14 protein-coding genes and 1 tRNA gene are annotated in these 15,411 nt (G+C 60.2%); 2 read left to right on the forward strand and 13 right to left on the reverse strand.

The window, feature by feature from the left end:
- Nucleotides 1–31: 31 nt before the first annotated feature.
- The 4 genes from V8Z78_RS04540 to secA form a co-directional block, all read right to left on the reverse strand.
- Nucleotides 32–502, reverse strand: coding sequence for an NUDIX domain-containing protein (locus V8Z78_RS04540; protein WP_052052682.1), 471 nt, complete (start codon nt 500–502; stop codon nt 32–34).
- 12 nt (nt 503–514) lie between these two features.
- Nucleotides 515–1,450 carry an ATP-binding protein gene (locus V8Z78_RS04545; protein WP_034381627.1) on the reverse strand — a complete coding sequence of 312 codons (936 nt, stop codon included), beginning with the start codon at nt 1,448–1,450 and terminating at the stop codon, nt 515–517.
- Nucleotides 1,451–1,746: 296 nt separating this feature from the next.
- Nucleotides 1,747–2,976 carry a bifunctional glutamate N-acetyltransferase/amino-acid acetyltransferase ArgJ gene (gene argJ, locus V8Z78_RS04550; protein ID WP_057091555.1) on the reverse strand — a complete coding sequence of 410 codons (1,230 nt, stop codon included), beginning with the start codon at nt 2,974–2,976 and terminating at the stop codon, nt 1,747–1,749.
- Nucleotides 2,977–3,306: 330 nt separating this feature from the next.
- Nucleotides 3,307–6,066: a preprotein translocase subunit SecA gene (gene secA / locus V8Z78_RS04555; RefSeq protein WP_057091554.1), complete on the reverse strand. Its 2,760-nt coding sequence runs from the start codon at nt 6,064–6,066 to the stop codon at nt 3,307–3,309.
- 315 nt (nt 6,067–6,381) lie between these two features.
- On the opposite strand from secA, the gene V8Z78_RS04560 reads away from it, so the two are divergent.
- On the forward strand, nt 6,382–6,687 hold the full coding sequence (locus V8Z78_RS04560) for a hypothetical protein (protein ID WP_003062178.1): 306 nt from the start codon (nt 6,382–6,384) through the stop codon (nt 6,685–6,687).
- A 56-nt stretch (nt 6,688–6,743) separates the two neighbouring features.
- On the opposite strand, the gene V8Z78_RS04565 is transcribed toward V8Z78_RS04560, so the two are convergent.
- The 6 genes from V8Z78_RS04565 to petA all read right to left on the reverse strand — a co-directional run bounded on the left by V8Z78_RS04565 (nt 6,744) and on the right by petA (nt 11,033).
- Nucleotides 6,744–6,819 (reverse strand) — tRNA-Thr (locus V8Z78_RS04565).
- An 84-nt stretch (nt 6,820–6,903) separates the two neighbouring features.
- The gene (locus V8Z78_RS04570; RefSeq protein WP_046461081.1) at nt 6,904–7,416 is read right to left on the reverse strand and encodes a ClpXP protease specificity-enhancing factor; all 513 of its coding nucleotides are present in this window, start codon (nt 7,414–7,416) and stop codon (nt 6,904–6,906) included.
- Between the two features lie 99 nt (nt 7,417–7,515).
- Nucleotides 7,516–8,127 carry a glutathione S-transferase N-terminal domain-containing protein gene (locus V8Z78_RS04575; protein ID WP_003058564.1) on the reverse strand — a complete coding sequence of 204 codons (612 nt, stop codon included), beginning with the start codon at nt 8,125–8,127 and terminating at the stop codon, nt 7,516–7,518.
- 100 nt (nt 8,128–8,227) lie between these two features.
- Complete coding sequence (locus V8Z78_RS04580; protein WP_003062174.1) at nt 8,228–8,983, reverse strand: cytochrome c1; 756 nt, start codon at nt 8,981–8,983, stop codon at nt 8,228–8,230.
- Nucleotides 8,984–9,000: 17 nt separating this feature from the next.
- Nucleotides 9,001–10,416 (reverse strand): cytochrome b, encoded by a 1,416-nt coding sequence (locus V8Z78_RS04585; RefSeq protein ID WP_003062172.1) that lies wholly within the window; start codon nt 10,414–10,416, stop codon nt 9,001–9,003.
- A 14-nt stretch (nt 10,417–10,430) separates the two neighbouring features.
- Entirely contained in the window at nt 10,431–11,033 is a 603-nt protein-coding gene (gene petA, locus V8Z78_RS04590; RefSeq protein WP_003062170.1) for a ubiquinol-cytochrome c reductase iron-sulfur subunit, read from the reverse strand.
- A 149-nt stretch (nt 11,034–11,182) separates the two neighbouring features.
- Here petA and mscL point away from each other — a divergent pair, with 149 nt between their 5' ends.
- Nucleotides 11,183–11,617, forward strand: coding sequence for a large conductance mechanosensitive channel protein MscL (gene mscL, locus V8Z78_RS04595; protein WP_003062168.1), 435 nt, complete (start codon nt 11,183–11,185; stop codon nt 11,615–11,617).
- A gap of 158 nt (nt 11,618–11,775) precedes the next feature.
- Here the strand turns inward: mscL and pdxA are convergent, their stop codons facing one another.
- The 3 genes from pdxA to V8Z78_RS04610 form a co-directional block, all read right to left on the reverse strand.
- Nucleotides 11,776–12,834: a 4-hydroxythreonine-4-phosphate dehydrogenase PdxA gene (gene pdxA, locus V8Z78_RS04600; protein WP_080554090.1), complete on the reverse strand. Its 1,059-nt coding sequence runs from the start codon at nt 12,832–12,834 to the stop codon at nt 11,776–11,778.
- 71 nt (nt 12,835–12,905) lie between these two features.
- Entirely contained in the window at nt 12,906–13,658 is a 753-nt protein-coding gene (locus V8Z78_RS04605) for a Nif3-like dinuclear metal center hexameric protein (protein ID WP_279088798.1), read from the reverse strand.
- Between the two features lie 103 nt (nt 13,659–13,761).
- On the reverse strand, nt 13,762–15,087 hold the full coding sequence (locus tag V8Z78_RS04610) for an MFS transporter (protein WP_229228143.1): 1,326 nt from the start codon (nt 15,085–15,087) through the stop codon (nt 13,762–13,764).
- Nucleotides 15,088–15,411: the final 324 nt, after the last annotated feature.

Genomic DNA, 15,411 nt, shown 5'->3' on the forward strand with positions numbered 1-15,411 from the left:
CAAGGCGCTCTTTATTTCAGAGCATCCCGTTTCAGGCCAGAGGCTGCTGCGCCTCGTAATGGCTTTGATCAAAGACCAGGCCGCGCTCCTCGCTCAGCCATTGCAGCACGGGATAGGCGCCGGGCAGGACGGGGTGCACATCGAGCGGCAACTGCTGCCAGGCCATTTGCTGGCCCTCGCGCATCTCGAACTCGCCTGTCCATTCCGTCACCTTGCACCAGTGCAGACGCACCAGCGCATGCGGGTAGTCATGCTCGGTCACCTTCCAGGCATGGGCCTGGCCAATGGTCACACCCAGCTCTTCGATCAGCTCGCGGCGCAAAGCCTGCTCCACGCTCTCGCCGGCCTCCAGCTTGCCGCCAGGAAACTCCCAGTAGCCCGCATAAGGCTTGCCTGCAGGGCGGCTTGAAATCAGCAGCGCCCCATCGGATTCGCGCAACAGCACGCCCACGGCCACTTCCGTGTGCTTGCGCTGCGCCTGTGTTTCAGCAGTCACTTCCACAACACTCTTTCTTCATTCCAGGTCGGCTTCTTCAGCCAGACCGTCCACATCTTCAATGCGCTTCTTGACCGTCACGGGGCGCTCGTTGCGGCCCGCGTAGTCGCGTGCGAACTGGTGGGCCACACGGCCGCTGCGCGAGCCGCGCTCCAGCGCCCAGACCAGGGCTTCGGGCCTGGCCGCCTCGATGGTGGCCTGATCCATGCCCAGCGCAGACAGCCACTGCGCCACCACGCGCAAATACTCGTCCTGGCTGAAGGGGTAGAAGCTCACCCAGAGACCGAAGCGCTCGGACAGCGATATTTTTTCCTCCACCACCTCGCCGGGGTGGATCTCGCCGTTCTCGCTTTTTTGCTGCGCCAGGTTGTCCGTCATGTACTCGGGCAGCAGATGGCGGCGATTGCTGGTGGCATAGACCAGCACATTCGGCGTGGCCGCGGAAACCGAGCCATCCAGCATGGATTTCATGGCCTTGTAGCCGGGCTCGCCCTCTTCAAAGCTCAGGTCATCGCAATAGATGATGAATTTCTCGCTCCGGCCGGCGACCACGTCGACGATGTCGGGCAGATCGGTTAGATCGGCCTTGTCCACCTCGATCAGACGCAGGCCCTGGGGCGCAAAGCTGTGCAGGCAGGCACGGATCAGCGAGGACTTGCCCGTGCCGCGCGCACCCGTCAGCAACACGTTGTTGGCCGTGCGACCGCTGACGAACTGCTCGGTATTGCGCGCAATCTTTTCCTTTTGCACGTCGATGTTCTGCAGATCGGACAACTGCATGGCGCCCACATGGCGCACCGGCTCCAGCACGCCGCAGCCGTTGGCGCGCTTGCGGTAGCGCCAGGCAATCGCCGCATCCCAGTCGGCGGGTGCCTGCAGGGGCTGGGGCAGCACGGACTCGATGCGCTGCATCAATTGCTCGGCACGCTCGACCAGGCGCTCCAAAGGGTTCATCACATCTTGCACGACCAGATCTCCATGTTTTTATAGCTTCTTGCGCTTGCTTAATCTTGATTTCAGAATAAAAAGCAATCAAAACTCAATATAGACAAGCGCAAGAAGCTCCTGAAATTGAAGCACACGCAGTCGCCTGCGAGGCATGAGGCTGGCGCGGCCCAAGCCAGAGATACCGAGCAAGAGCCGCCTCGCAGCGAAGGTATCGTCCCCCTCCCGATGCAACGCATCGAGAGAGGGGAAGGCGCGTTGCCCAGGCGGAACCGCCTAGGCAACGCGCCTCAGGGGGTGCTCAATTACGACCGGTAATCAGCGTTGATGGTCACATATTCGTGACTCAGATCGCAGGTCCATACCGTCTGCGCGGCATCGCCACGACCCAGCACCACGCGCACCACGATCTCCTGCTGCTTCATCACGCGCTGACCGTCTTCTTCCTTGTAAGAAGGATTGCGGCCGCCGTCGACCACCACATGCACATCGTCCAGGTACAGATCGATCTTGGTCTGGTCCAGGTCGGCAATGCCGGCATAGCCCACAGCGGCCAGGATGCGGCCCAGGTTGGGGTCGGAAGCAAAAAAGGCCGTCTTGACCAGGGGTGAGTGGGCAATGGAGTAAGCAACCAGACGGCACTCTTCCTCATTCTTGCCACCCTCGACCTTGACGCTGATGAACTTGGTGGCGCCCTCGCCATCGCGAACAATGGCCTGCGCGAGCTTTTGCGCCACTTCCAGCAATGCGGCCTTGAGCTGCTCGCCTTCGGCGCTGGAGAGCTCCTTGATCTGGGCGTTGCCTGCCTTGTGGGTGGCGATCAGCACGAACGAGTCATTGGTGGAGGTGTCGCCATCAATGGTCACGCGGTTGAAGGAGCCGTCGGCCAGCTCCTTGACCAGGGGCTGCAGCAGCTCGGGTGCGATCGCCGCATCGGTAGCCAGAAAGCCCAGCATGGTCGCCATATTGGGACGGATCATGCCAGCGCCCTTGCTGATGCCGGTGATGGCAACCGTCTTGCCGCCAATGCTGACGCTGCGGCTGAAAGCCTTGGGCAAGGTGTCGGTGGTCATGATGCCTTCGGCAGCCGTGGCCCAGTTATCCGCCTTGGCAGCAGCAATGGCCTTGGGCATGCCCGCCACGATGCGGTCAACGGGCAGCTCTTCCATGATCACGCCAGTGGAAAAAGGCAGGATCTGGCCTGCGTTCAGATCCAGCTCCTTGGCCAGAGCCGCGCAGGTGGCGCGGGCATTGGCCAGACCGGCGGCGCCGGTGCCTGCATTGGCATTGCCGGTGTTGACGACCATGGCGCGGATGCCGGTGCCGGCCGCCAGATGCTCGCGGCAGATCTGCACGGGAGCTGCGCAGAAACGGTTCTGGGTGAACACGCCGGCCACCGAGGCGCCTTCGTCGAGCAGGAACACCGTCAGGTCCTTGCGATTGGCCTTGCGCACGCCGGCTTCGGTAACGCCAATGCGAACGCCATTGATCGCCAGCAGATCAGCGGCGACGGGAGCGGAAAGATTCACGGACATTTCTGTATGTTCCTGAGAAAAGCCTCCCCCTGAGCCGCTGCGCGGCTTCCCCCTGAGGGGGACGACATCTTCGCCGCGAGGCGGCTCTTGCTCGATGTCTCCGGCCAAGAGCGCGCCCCGTGCAGCAGCCTAGGGGTCGAAAGTTAAAACGTTACCCATTATCGGAACAATCAAGCCGACCTCAGGCTTTACTGGCATTGCCCGAGTAAAAAGCCAACGCACAAATGCAAACACGGGCCAATGCCCGTGTTGTAAATGCAGCTTGAGAAGCCATCCTCACGGCTGGGCCGTGAGTTCCCCTTGGAGCAAGGCGCGAAGCGCCTCAGGGGGTCAGGACAGCTTGCCGTGGCAAAGCTTGAACTTCTTGCCGCTACCGCAAGGGCAAGGGTCGTTGCGGCCCACGTGCACGCCCTCGGGCATGGCCAGAGGCTCGGCCAGCATCACGTCGTCTTCGATGCTCATGCCTTCGGTCTCCGAGGGCGAGGCATAGCTCATGTGCTCCAGGCTCTGCGCACCGCGCTCGTTCATGGCGACGGCGGCTTCGTCCATCTCTTCGCGCGAGCGAACCTGGACCGTCATCAGCACGCGGGTGACTTCGGTCTTGACCTGATCGATCAGCTGGCGGAACAGCTCGAAAGCCTCGCGCTTGTATTCCTGCTTGGGCTGCTTCTGGGCATAGCCGCGCAGGTGAATGCCCTGGCGCAGATAGTCCAGCGCGGCCAGGTGGTCGCGCCAGTTGGTGTCGAAGCTCTGCAGCAGCACGGCACGCTGGAATTGCGTGAAGTTCTCCTGGCCGATCATGGCCACCTTGGCGTCGAACAGATCGTGGGCCGCCTTGACGACCTTCTCCAGAATGTCTTCGTCGGTGATGGATTCGGAACCCGCCACGTCCTGCTGCAAGGAAAGATCGATCTGCCATTCGCTGGCCAGCGCCTTCTCCAGGCCGGGCACATCCCACTGCTCTTCCATGGATTCGGCCGGCACGTACTGACGCACCAGGTCGGTGATCACGTCCTCGCGCATCGCGGCCAGCATGCCATTCAGGTCTGTGGAATCCAGAATGTCGTTGCGCTGCTGGTAGATCACCTTGCGCTGGTCGTTGGCCACGTCGTCATATTCGAGCAGTTGCTTGCGCATGTCGAAGTTGCGTGCTTCGACCTTGCGCTGCGCCGACTCGATGGAGCGGGTCACGATGCCGGCCTCGATGGCTTCGCCTTCGGGCATCTTCAGGCGGTCCATGATGGCCTTGACTCGGTCGCCCGCGAAGATGCGCATCAGCTGGTCGTCCAGACTCAGATAGAAGCGCGAAGAGCCGGGGTCGCCCTGGCGGCCCGAGCGGCCACGCAGCTGGTTGTCGATACGGCGCGATTCATGACGCTCGGTGGCGATGATGCGCAGACCGCCCAGTGCCACGATCTTGTCGTGAGCCACTTGCCAGTCGGCACGCAGCTGCTCGATCTGCTGCTGGCGCTCGGTCTCGCTGAGCGCCTCGTTGCTCTCGATGGCCTTGAGCTGCTTGTCGATATTGCCGCCCAGCACGATGTCGGTACCACGGCCGGCCATATTGGTGGCGATGGTGATCATGCCTTCGCTGCCCGCCTGGGCAATGATGTCGGCCTCGCGCTCATGCTGCTTGGCGTTGAGCACCTGATGGGGCAGCTTTTCGCGCGTCAGCAACTGGTCGATGATTTCGGAGTTTTCGATCGAGGTCGTGCCGACCAGCACGGGCTGGCCGCGCTCGTAGCACTCGCGGATGTCCTTGATCGCCGCGTCGTACTTTTCCTTGGTGGTCTTGTAGACGCGATCGAGCTGGTCCTGGCGCTTGCTGGGCTTGTTGGGCGGCACCACCACGGTTTCCAGGCCATAGATTTCCTGGAATTCGTAGGCCTCGGTGTCGGCCGTACCGGTCATGCCCGACAGCTTCTTGTACAGACGGAAGTAGTTCTGGAAGGTGATCGAGGCCATGGTCTGGTTCTCGGCCTGGATGGCCACACCTTCCTTGGCTTCCACGGCCTGGTGCAGGCCATCGCTCCAGCGACGACCGGCCATCAGACGGCCGGTGAACTCGTCCACGATCACGATTTCGTCGTTCTGCACCACATAGTGCTGGTCGCGGAAATACAGCTGATTGGCACGCAGCGCGGCGTACAGATGATGCACCAGAGAGATGTTGGAGGGGTCGTACAGGGACGAGCCTTCGGCGATCAGTCCGGCATGGGCCAGCAGGCGCTCGGCCGCTTCATAGCCTTGATCGGTCAGGTAGACCTGATGGGATTTCTCATCGACCGTGAAATCGCCGGGCTTGGTCACGCCTTCACCCGTACGGGGATCGGCTTCGCCCTCCTGACGCACCAGATTCGGCACGATCTGGTTCATGGCCACGTACATGGCCGTGTGATCTTCGGCCGGACCGGAGATGATCAGCGGAGTACGCGCCTCGTCGATCAGGATGGAGTCCACCTCGTCGACGATGGCGTAGTTCAGCACGCGCTGCACGCGGTCGCCGGGCTCGTACACCATGTTGTCACGCAGGTAGTCGAAGCCGTATTCGTTGTTCGTACCGTAGGTGATGTCGGAGTTGTATGCCTGCTGCTTTTGTTCGCGCGACAGATTGGGCAGGTTGATGCCCACCGACAGGCCGAGGAAGTTGTAGAGGCGAGCCATGGTCGTGGCATCGCGATTGGCCAGGTAATCATTGACGGTCACGACATGCACGCCCTCGCCCGACAGGGCATTGAGGTACACGGACAGCGTCGCGGTCAGCGTCTTGCCTTCTCCGGTGCGCATTTCGGCAATCTTGCCGTAATGCAGCGCCATGGCGCCCAGCATCTGCACGTCGAAGTGACGCATCTTCATGACGCGCTTGGAGCCTTCACGCACTACGGCAAAGGCTTCGGGCAACAACTCGTCCAGCGCCTCGCCCTTGGCAACGCGGTCCTTGAACTCCTGCGTCTTGGCGCGCAATGCCTCATCGCTGAGCTTTTCGTACTCAGGCTCCATCGCATTGATGCGAGCGACTGTTTTACGGTATTGCTTGAGCAACCGGTCATTGCGGCTGCCGAACAGTTTGGTGAGGAAATTGGTGGCCATGCGTGCGAAGGCACATTGCTTTTTTGCCTGTTGCGCAAAGCAATGTGTCCAGAATCCCTTGATTGTTGGTCTTCAGATGGGGCCGTCCCTGCGGCAGTCAAGAGCCACACCCGAAATGGGTGAAAAAACCTCCTGACGCACCCCAAACAGGGACAGGACCAAAAAATGATTCTAACCGCGCAAGCCTGCCTTGGCTTTTCGCCACTCCAGAGCACGTATGGGATTGCACCGGGCGCGCAAATAGCCGGCACTGCGGCATTCATTCCCGGCTGAGCTAAGCTCGGGCTTGCCCTTGCCCAACTGTTTGCCGCTCGCATGACCATTGTTCGCCGCCATCACGCCGTAACTGCCATCAATGCCATGGAGTCTTCTCCCACATTGGCGCGCCTGGCAGCACTGACTCAGGACTCCAGCAACCGGCTCAAAGCCGTTTTACCCCTGGTTCCGCCCATGCTGCGCGCCAGCTTGCAAGCCGGCCCCATTGATGAAGACGGCTGGTGCCTGATTGTGAAAAACAACGCTGCTGCGGCCAAAGTGCGCCAATTGCTGCCGGCCATGGCGGCTCATCTGCGCACCAAAGGCTGGGCTGTCAACAGCATCCGCATCAAGGTTCAGGCCTGACAAGACCTTTTTAGAGGCAGAAAAACAAAAAAGGCCTCCGAAGAGACCTATTTGTTTGGTGCCGGTTGTCGGATTCGAACTGACGACCTACCGCTTACAAGGCGGGTGCTCTACCAACTGAGCTAAACCGGCGAAGACTGAATTCTAACGTAGAAATTCAGCCCCAAAAGAAGAATCCTGAAATTTCCCGATCTGCCGGCAAAAACACTGGCCGGACTACTTCACACGCTTGAGCGCCGGACGACCACCTGCGGGTGGCGGCGTACGAGGAGCATCATCTTCGCCGGAAGCTTCTGCTTCCGCCTTGACGGGAACCAGTTGCACCACACGCTCGGCCGAGGACTCCTCATCCGACTCCATGTCGGGCTCGGCGTCCTCCAGCGCATCGTCGTCCTCGGGGACTTCGTCCTCCTCGGGCGGGAAGGCCATGCCCTGGCCGGTCTCGCGGGCATAGATGGCCATGACGTTCGCCACAGGCACCATGATTTCCCGTGGCTGGCCGCCAAAGCGTGCCTTGAATTCAACATACTCATTGCCGATCAGCAGGCCGCTGGTCGCGTCATAGCTGATGTTGAGCACGATCTGGCCATCACGCACAAACTCCATGGGCACCTGGGTGCTGCGGTCCACACGCACGGCAATATGCGGCGTCAAACCATTGTCGGTACACCATTCAAACAATGCCCGCAGCAGATACGGACGGGTTGAAGTCGTTTCAGGGGCTGTCATCTCATTTCCTGACGAATCAAATCCAGAAGATCGCAAAGACAAAAAAGCGGGCAGATGAAGGAAAGCCCTTCAACATGCCCGCTATGCGCTCATGTGCAATTACTTGCGCATGACCTTTTCAGAGGGAGTCAGTGCTTCAATGTAAGCGGGGCGCGAGAAAATGCGCTCGGCATACTTGAGCAGAGGGGCAGCATTCTTGGACAGCTCGATGCCGTAATAGTCCAGGCGCCACAGCAGGGGAGCAATCGCCACATCCAGCATGGAGAAGTTCTCGCCCATGATGTACTTGTTCTTCAGGAAGATGGGCGCCATCTGGGTCAGGCGGTCACGGATATGGGCACGAGCCTTCTCCAGAGCCTTTTCATTGCCCTTGACGTTGCGCTCTTCCAGAGCGCTCACGTGCACGAACAGCTCCTTTTCGAAGTTCAGCAGGAACAGGCGCACACGGGCACGGTCCACAGGGTCGCCAGGCATCAGCTGGGGATGGGGAAAGCGCTCATCGATGTACTCGTTGATGATGTTGGACTCGTACAGAATCAGGTCGCGCTCGACCAGGATTGGCACTTGACCATAGGGGTTCATCACGGCGATTTCTTCGGGCTTGCTGAACAAGTCCACATCGCGGATCTCGAAATCCATGCCTTTTTCAAACAGCACAAAGCGGCAGCGGTGTGAGAAGGGGCAAGTCGTTCCCGAATAAAGCACCATCATGGTGGAGACTCCTAAAAATCAAAAAGAGTGGGTTGCCCACGGCACCCCACTCTGCACTAACACGGTTTGGCTGCAGACAACTTCTGCACGGCGGCAAAGCCTATTTCACGTCTTTCCAGAACGCGGCATTCAGGCGCCAAGCGATAAAGATGAAGAAGGCCAGGAAAATCAACACGCCCACCCCGATACGGGTTCGGGTGTTCTGAGCCGGCTCCCCCATCCATTGCAGGTAATTCACCAGATCGCCAACTGCCTGATCGTACTGCACTGCGCTCATCTTGCCAGGAGACACCTGCTCCCAACCCTTGAAGACCTGGGTCTTAGTTCCATGGTCGTCATGCTCTTCGAAGATGGCGCGACGCTCACCCTGCAGCTCCCACAGCGCATGCGGCATGCCTACGCTGGGAAAGGCAAGATTATTCCAGCCCGTGGCCTTGGTGTCATCCCTGTAGAAAGTACGCAAGAAGGTATACAGGTAATCAGCGCCCGAGCCGCCCGAGCCGGCACGCGAGCGCGCGATCACGGTCAGGTCGGGAGGGTTGGCACCGAACCACTCCTTGGCTTCCTTGGGATTGATGGCTGCCTTCATGGTCTCACCCACCTTGTCGGTGGTGAACAACAGATTGTCCTTGATGTCCTGATCGGTCAGGCCGATGTCCTTCAAGCGATTGAAACGCATGAAGGCAGCGGAGTGGCAGCTCAGGCAGTAGTTGACAAAGATCTTGGCACCATTTTGCAGGGATGCCGTGTCGCTGGTGTTGACTGGCGCCTTGTCCCAGTGGATGCCGCCTTCAGAAGCTTGCGCTGCACCGGCAATACCCAGGGCTGCAACCAGGGTCAGAATCAGTTTCTTCATTCTTGTTCTCTCCTGCTTCAGTGAGGCTTGAAGGTGACACGCTCGGGCACGGGCTTGGTTTCACCCAAGCGGCTCCACCAGGGCATGAGCAGGAAGAAGCCGAAGTAGAACAGCGTGCCGACCTGCGACACCTTCTCGCCCACCGGCGACGGAGGCTGCACCCCCAGATAGGCCAGGACGACGAAGTTCACCACAAACACTGCATACACATATTTGTGCCAGCTGGGACGATAGCGGATCGACTTGACCGGGCTGCAATCGAGCCAGGGCAGGGCAAACAGGATGATGACCGCACCACCCATGACGACCACGCCCCAGAACTTGGCATCGATGGACAGCATCATGGCGATGGCACCCAGGGCCACGATGGCGACGGCACCCTTGGCAAAACCGGGCAGACGCGACTTGAGAATGCCGTAGCCGGCACCCAGCACCACGCAGGCGATCAGCACATACATCATCTCGCTGGTGATGGCACGCAGCATTGAATAGAAGGGCGTGAAGTACCAGACAGGGGCAATGTGATTGGGCGTCTTGAGTGGGTCGGCAGGGATGAAGTTGTTGTACTCCAGGAAGTAGCCGCCGAACTCGGGCGCAAAGAACACCACGGCCGAGAACAGGAACAGGAACACCGTCACGCCAAAGATGTCATGCACCGTGTAATAAGGATGGAAGGGCACGCCATCCAGAGGGCGGCCCTTTTCATCCTTGGGCGCATTCGGGCCCTTGATCTCGATACCGTCGGGATTGTTGGAGCCCACGTCGTGCAGCGCCAGCAAATGCGCAACCACCAGACCCAGCAGCACCAAAGGCACGGCGATCACGTGGAAGCTGAAGAAGCGGTTCAGAGTCGCATCGCCCACCACATAGTCGCCACGAATCAGCAGAGCCAGATCGGGACCGACAAAGGGGATGGCGGAGAACAGGTTCACGATCACCTGGGCGCCCCAGTACGACATCTGGCCCCAGGGCAGCAGATAGCCCATGAAGGCTTCGGCCATCAGCACCAGGAAGATGGCGCAACCGAAGATCCAGACCAGTTCTCGCGGTTTGCGGTAAGAACCGTACAGAAGACCGCGGAACATATGCAGATAGACCACCACAAAGAACGCCGAGGCGCCCGTGGAGTGCATGTAGCGGATCAGCCAGCCCCAGGGCACATCACGCATGATGTATTCCACCGAAGCAAACGCCTTTTCGGCATCGGGCTTGTAGTGCATCACCAGGAAGATGCCGGTGACGATCTGGATCACCAGCACCAGCAGCGCCAGCGAGCCGAAGATGTACCAGAAGTTGAAGTTCTTGGGAGCGTAGTACTCCGACATATGGACGCGGTACGCATCGAATGCCGTCGGAAACCGGTTCTCCAGCCAGTTCATGGCCTTCGCTCCGGTTGTGGAGTTCGGGTCGATTTGCTTGAATTCGTGAGCCATTGTTCTTGTCTCCCTCAGGCTGCCTTGGTGTCTTCACCAATCAGCAGCTTGGTGTCGGACAGATACATATGTGGCGGCACTTGCAGGTTGTCCGGCGCTGGCTTGTTCTTGAACACCCGGCCGGCCATGTCAAAGGTGGAGCCATGGCATGGGCACAGGAAACCGCCCTTCCAGTCTGCAGGCAGCGAAGGCTGAGGCCCGGCGACGAACTTGTCGGTGGGAGAGCAGCCCAGATGCGTGCAGATGCCCACGACCACCAGGATTTCAGGCTTGATGGAGCGCGCTTCATTGCGTGCATAGGGAGGAGTGAACTCTTCGGGATGACGCGCCGAGGTCGGGTCTGCCAGTTCGCCATCGAGGCCGGGCAAGTCCTTGAGCTGCTCGGGTGTGCGCTTGATGATCCACACCGGCTTGCCACGCCACTCGACGGTGAGCTTCTCACCATCCTTGAGATTGGAGATATCCACCTCTACCGCAGCGCCTGCTGCTTTGGCTTTTTCAGAAGGCTGGAAGGAGCTCACGAAAGGGACGGCCGTTGCCACACCGCCCACGGCACCAGCACATGCTGACGTGATGATCCACGTGCGCTTGCTGGAGTCGACTGGAGAGTCACTCATGGATTTCCTCGAAGTACATCGCTTGATTTGGGGTCAACTGCAAATTCTAGCGGTGGGGTTATGGTTATTCCAGCCCCAGTCCGACGTTGACAACCGCCAAAGTCACGCAATACTGCGCTATCTCAAACTCTTAGTGACTGGAACTGCTTATGGGCATGATGCAAGAATTCCGCGAGTTCGCAATCAAGGGAAACGTCATGGATCTTGCCGTGGGCGTGATCATCGGCGGCGCGTTCGGGAAAATCGTTGATTCCGTGGTCAACGACCTCATCATGCCTCTGGTGGGCCTGTTCTTTGGCAAGCTGGATTTTTCCAACCTGTTCGTCGTTCTGGGCACCATGCCCGAAGGAGTTCCACGCACTCTGGATGCACTGAAAAAAGCCGGCATTCCCGTATTTGCCTATGGCAACTTCATCACGGTTGCGGTGAACTTCGTGATTCTGGCCTTCATCATTTTCATGATGGTCAAACAGATAAACCGCCTCAAACGCGAGGCTCCGCCTGCACCGGAGCAAGCGCCCGCTACGCCTGAAGACATTCAGCTGCTGCGCGAGATCCGCGACAGCCTCAATCGCAAGGCCTGAGAGCGTTCAGCCCAGTGAAGAAAAGCCTGCTGACCTCCAGCAGGCTTTTTTCATGGCATCGAGCATTCGGCGCGACCCAGCACAATGCATGAATCCATCCGGCAAACGCTTGGATGCCTGAAGCATTGACGACTGGTGAACCTGCAGTTGAAGTCCCATCAACTCGCCAGGCTACGGGCCATATGCACGGCTTCAAGCAGGCTGGCCTCATCGGCCACGCCCTGACCGGCAATATCAAAGGCCGTGCCATGATCGGGACTGGTGCGTACCAACGGCAAACCCAGGGTCACATTGACGCCTTTTTCCACACCCAAATATTTGACTGGGATCAACCCTTGGTCGTGGTACATCGCCAACACCACATCGAATTCACCCGGGTGGGCTGGCGTATTTCGCGCCCGCATGAAGACCGTGTCCGGCGCAAACGGTCCCTGCACATTCATGCCTTCGGCCTGCGCTGCCGCGATCGCCGGGGCAATGATTTCGATTTCTTCACGTCCGAAGATGCCGCCCTCGCCCGCATGCGGATTGAGCCCTGCCACGGCAATGCGAGGCCTACGCCCCAGGTTCCTGCCCAGCGCCTGATGCGTGATGCGCAAGGTCTGCAGAATCTGCGACCCGGTCACGGCCTCGATGGCCTCGCGCAGCGAGACATGGATGCTGACCAGCACGGTGCGCAACTCGTCATTGGCCAGCATCATACGCACCGGCATCTGCTCCAGCGAAACGCCCGCATGGGCGGCCGCCTCGGCCTGCAGCAGCTCCGTATGCCCGGGGAACGTCACGCCGGCCAGATGCAGTGCCTCTTTATGCAAGGGCGCCGTAACCATGGCGGCAATCTCGCCACGCAAAGCCGCCTGCGCGGCCCAGACCACGCATTGCGCCGCGGCCTGCCCAGCAGCCGCGCAAATCCGACCATAGGGCTGAGGCCCCGCCAGCCCCGGCAGGTTCAGCAGTGCAACAGCACCCTCCGGAACAGACCAGGCTTCGCCCGGCTCATCGATCACCACCACGGGCTGGGCGATGGCCTGATCGCCGTCGGCGGCCCGAGCTGCCAGCGCCGTGGCTCGGCGCAGAGTCTGCAACTCGCCCACCACAAAACAGCCACGCATGGCCTGCGGCGCAGCCCGGAAGGCCTTGGCGATGATTTCAGGCCCTATGCCTGCGCAGTCGCCTTGGGTGATGGCGATGGTTTGGGTTGAAGCAATGACGGACATAGGCATCAGAGTTGCCGCAAGCCCCCTGTTCCAAAGTGCTTGCAGTCATCAAAGTGAAAGGCGGAGGCGGATCAGGCCGGGTTGTCGATATCGATGAAGCGGTGCTCCAGCCCGCACTCCTGGGCTACATGGGCCGCCACGGCCGGCGCGCCGTAGCGCTCGGTCGCATGATGGCCGGCAGCGATGAAGCTCACGCCCATCTCGCGTGCCAGATGCATCTGGGGCTCGGAGATCTCGCCGGTGATATAGGCATCGGCGCCGGCGGCAATCGCGGACTCGAAAAAGCCCTGCGCCCCTCCGGTGCACCAGGCCAGCCTGCGGATCGGCTTGTGCTCTTGCGCACCGGCCAGCGTCACCTTGCGCCCCAGCACGCTTTGCACATGCCCTGCCAGGGCGGCGGCATCGGCAAAGTCCACATCGGCCAGCCAGCCCAGGTTCTGCTCGCCAAAGGCCGCCTGGCCCCGCACGCCGAGCCTGGCACCCAGTTGCGCGTTATTACCCAGTTCGGCATGGGCATCCAGCGGCAGGTGATAGGCAAACAGATTGATGTCATGCGCCAGCAGCAGACGGATGCGCTCCTTGAGCCAGCCCGTGATGCGACCATCCATGCCGCGCCAGAACAGACCGTGGTGCACGAAGACGGCATCGGCCCCGGCCTCAATCGCCGCCTCGATCAAGGCGCGACTGGCCGTCACACCGCTGACGATGCGACGAATCTCGCCCTTGCCTTCGACCTGCAGGCCGTTGGGTCCGTAGTCCTTGAAACGTTCGGGCTGCAGCAACCCGTTGAAAACGGATAACAGGGTGTTTCGCTCAATGCTCATGGCTCGATTGTGCCCAAGCCCGCACGCAGACCCGGCCAGCAAGGCTTTGACAGACGTAAAAAGGGCAGCTCAGAGCTGCCCTTTTTTATCAGAACAAGTGACTTCAAGCCTTCTTGGCTTGCCAGCCCTTGCAGGCCAGAGGCCAGAAGCCCATGGCCATGCCCAGCACGCCCATGGCCGCCACATAGTGGGCGGGAGCCATCACATCCACCTGCTGCCATACGGACACCAGCATCGGTGTCAGACCGCCGAACACGGCATAGGCCATGTTGTAGGAGAAGGACAGACCGGTGAAGCGCACCTCGGGCGGGAAGGCCCGCACGCCCACCACGGGCAGCAGCGAGATGGAGCCCACGAAGAAGCCCACGGTCGCATAGTTGCAGATCAGAGACGCCTCGTTGCCAGGCAGGTTCAGGTAGAACAGATAGGCCGTGGCCGTCATGCCGCCCCAGCCGATGAGCATGGTCAGCTTGGTGCCGATCTTGTCGGACAGCCAGCCCCAGAACACGCAGCCTATGGTCAGCGTCACGGTCGCCACGGCATTGGCCTTCAGGGCCATGGCAGGTTCGATGTGGAACACCTTTTGCAGATAGGCTGGTGTGAACAGAATCACCACCACGATCGCCGTGGACAGCACCCAGGTCATCAGCGCCACGACGACACAGGCTTCGCGGTGGTCGCGCAAGATGGTCTTGATCGGCAGTTCGCGGTCGGCGGCCTTGCGGGCCTGCAGCTCCTGGAAGATGGGAGTCTCGTGCAGGAACTTGCGCAGATACACCGACACCAGACCGAAGACACCGCCCAGGATGAAGGGCAGGCGCCAGGCCCAGTCGTGGATCTCGCCCTGGCTGTAGGTGCTGTTGAGCCACACCCCGATGATGGAGCCCAGGAAAATGCCGCCGGTAATGCCGGAGGTCAGTGCGCCGATCGCAAAGCCGTAACGCTTCTGGGGAGCATGCTCGGCCACGAACACCCAGGCACCGGGCATTTCACCGCCGATGGCAGCACCTTGCATCACGCGCATCAGCAGCAGCAGGATGGGAGCGGCCAAGCCTATGGTTTCATAAGTCGGCAGCAGGCCGATGACCAGTGTGGGCACGGCCATCAGGAACACCGACAGCGTGAACATCTTCTTGCGGCCCAGGATGTCGCCGAAGTGGGCAATCAAGATGCCACCAATGGGGCGCGCCAGATAGCCGGCCGCGAAAATGCCCAGCGTCTGCAACTGGCGCATCCACTCCGGCAGCGAGGCTGGAAAGAACAGGCTGCCGATCACATTGGCAAAAAAGACGAACACCACGAAGTCGTAAAACTCCAGCGTTCCGCCCAGGGCCGATAAGCCCAGGGTCTTGTAGTCCTCCCGGTTCAGGAGACGATTCGGCGCTGCAGCCGGCGCGTCAGCCGATGCAGCGTGGTCAAGCGTAGTCATGGTGTTTCCTAGATCGAACAACAGGACAGCGCGGATAAGGCCGCTGATCACGGGTCAACGTGCAGTGGCAGACCGATTGCGGCGGGCTTCAGATGCAAAGCCACACCAGACTGAATATGAGCACCTTGTGGGCAGTCACTTCAGTAACGGCGGCGTAAGCGCAGTCGAAAAAACATTCTAGGGTTTCCACTCATATATCCTGGACACATAAAACTCTAGGTGCTTGCAGTCCTATAGCCATGGGCCCTGCATTCTGCAAAGCTTTGCGTTATGTATTTGCTTGCAAGCAAATGTTCGCTTCGACGCCTGGCGCAGCCATGCTTC

The sequence above is a fragment of the Comamonas sp. wu1-DMT genome (assembly GCF_040187805.1).
In the GTDB taxonomy this organism is placed as follows: Bacteria; Pseudomonadota; Gammaproteobacteria; order Burkholderiales; family Burkholderiaceae_C; genus Comamonas; species Comamonas thiooxydans.

Coding starts and splice junctions, on each gene's coding strand:
- V8Z78_RS04545 (WP_034381627.1), bottom strand. CDS start 1,450: ATGAACCCTTTGGAGCGCCTGGTCGAGCGTGCCGAGCAATTGATGCAG.
- argJ (WP_057091555.1), bottom strand. CDS start 2,976: ATGTCCGTGAATCTTTCCGCTCCCGTCGCCGCTGATCTGCTGGCGATC.
- secA (WP_057091554.1), bottom strand. CDS start 6,066: ATGGCCACCAATTTCCTCACCAAACTGTTCGGCAGCCGCAATGACCGG.
- V8Z78_RS04560 (WP_003062178.1), top strand. CDS start 6,382: ATGACCATTGTTCGCCGCCATCACGCCGTAACTGCCATCAATGCCATG.
- V8Z78_RS04570 (WP_046461081.1), bottom strand. CDS start 7,416: ATGACAGCCCCTGAAACGACTTCAACCCGTCCGTATCTGCTGCGGGCA.
- V8Z78_RS04575 (WP_003058564.1), bottom strand. CDS start 8,127: ATGATGGTGCTTTATTCGGGAACGACTTGCCCCTTCTCACACCGCTGC.
- V8Z78_RS04580 (WP_003062174.1), bottom strand. CDS start 8,983: ATGAAGAAACTGATTCTGACCCTGGTTGCAGCCCTGGGTATTGCCGGT.
- V8Z78_RS04585 (WP_003062172.1), bottom strand. CDS start 10,416: ATGGCTCACGAATTCAAGCAAATCGACCCGAACTCCACAACCGGAGCG.
- petA (WP_003062170.1), bottom strand. CDS start 11,033: ATGAGTGACTCTCCAGTCGACTCCAGCAAGCGCACGTGGATCATCACG.
- mscL (WP_003062168.1), top strand. CDS start 11,183: ATGGGCATGATGCAAGAATTCCGCGAGTTCGCAATCAAGGGAAACGTC.
- pdxA (WP_080554090.1), bottom strand. CDS start 12,834: ATGTCCGTCATTGCTTCAACCCAAACCATCGCCATCACCCAAGGCGAC.
- V8Z78_RS04605 (WP_279088798.1), bottom strand. CDS start 13,658: ATGAGCATTGAGCGAAACACCCTGTTATCCGTTTTCAACGGGTTGCTG.
- V8Z78_RS04610 (WP_229228143.1), bottom strand. CDS start 15,087: ATGACTACGCTTGACCACGCTGCATCGGCTGACGCGCCGGCTGCAGCG.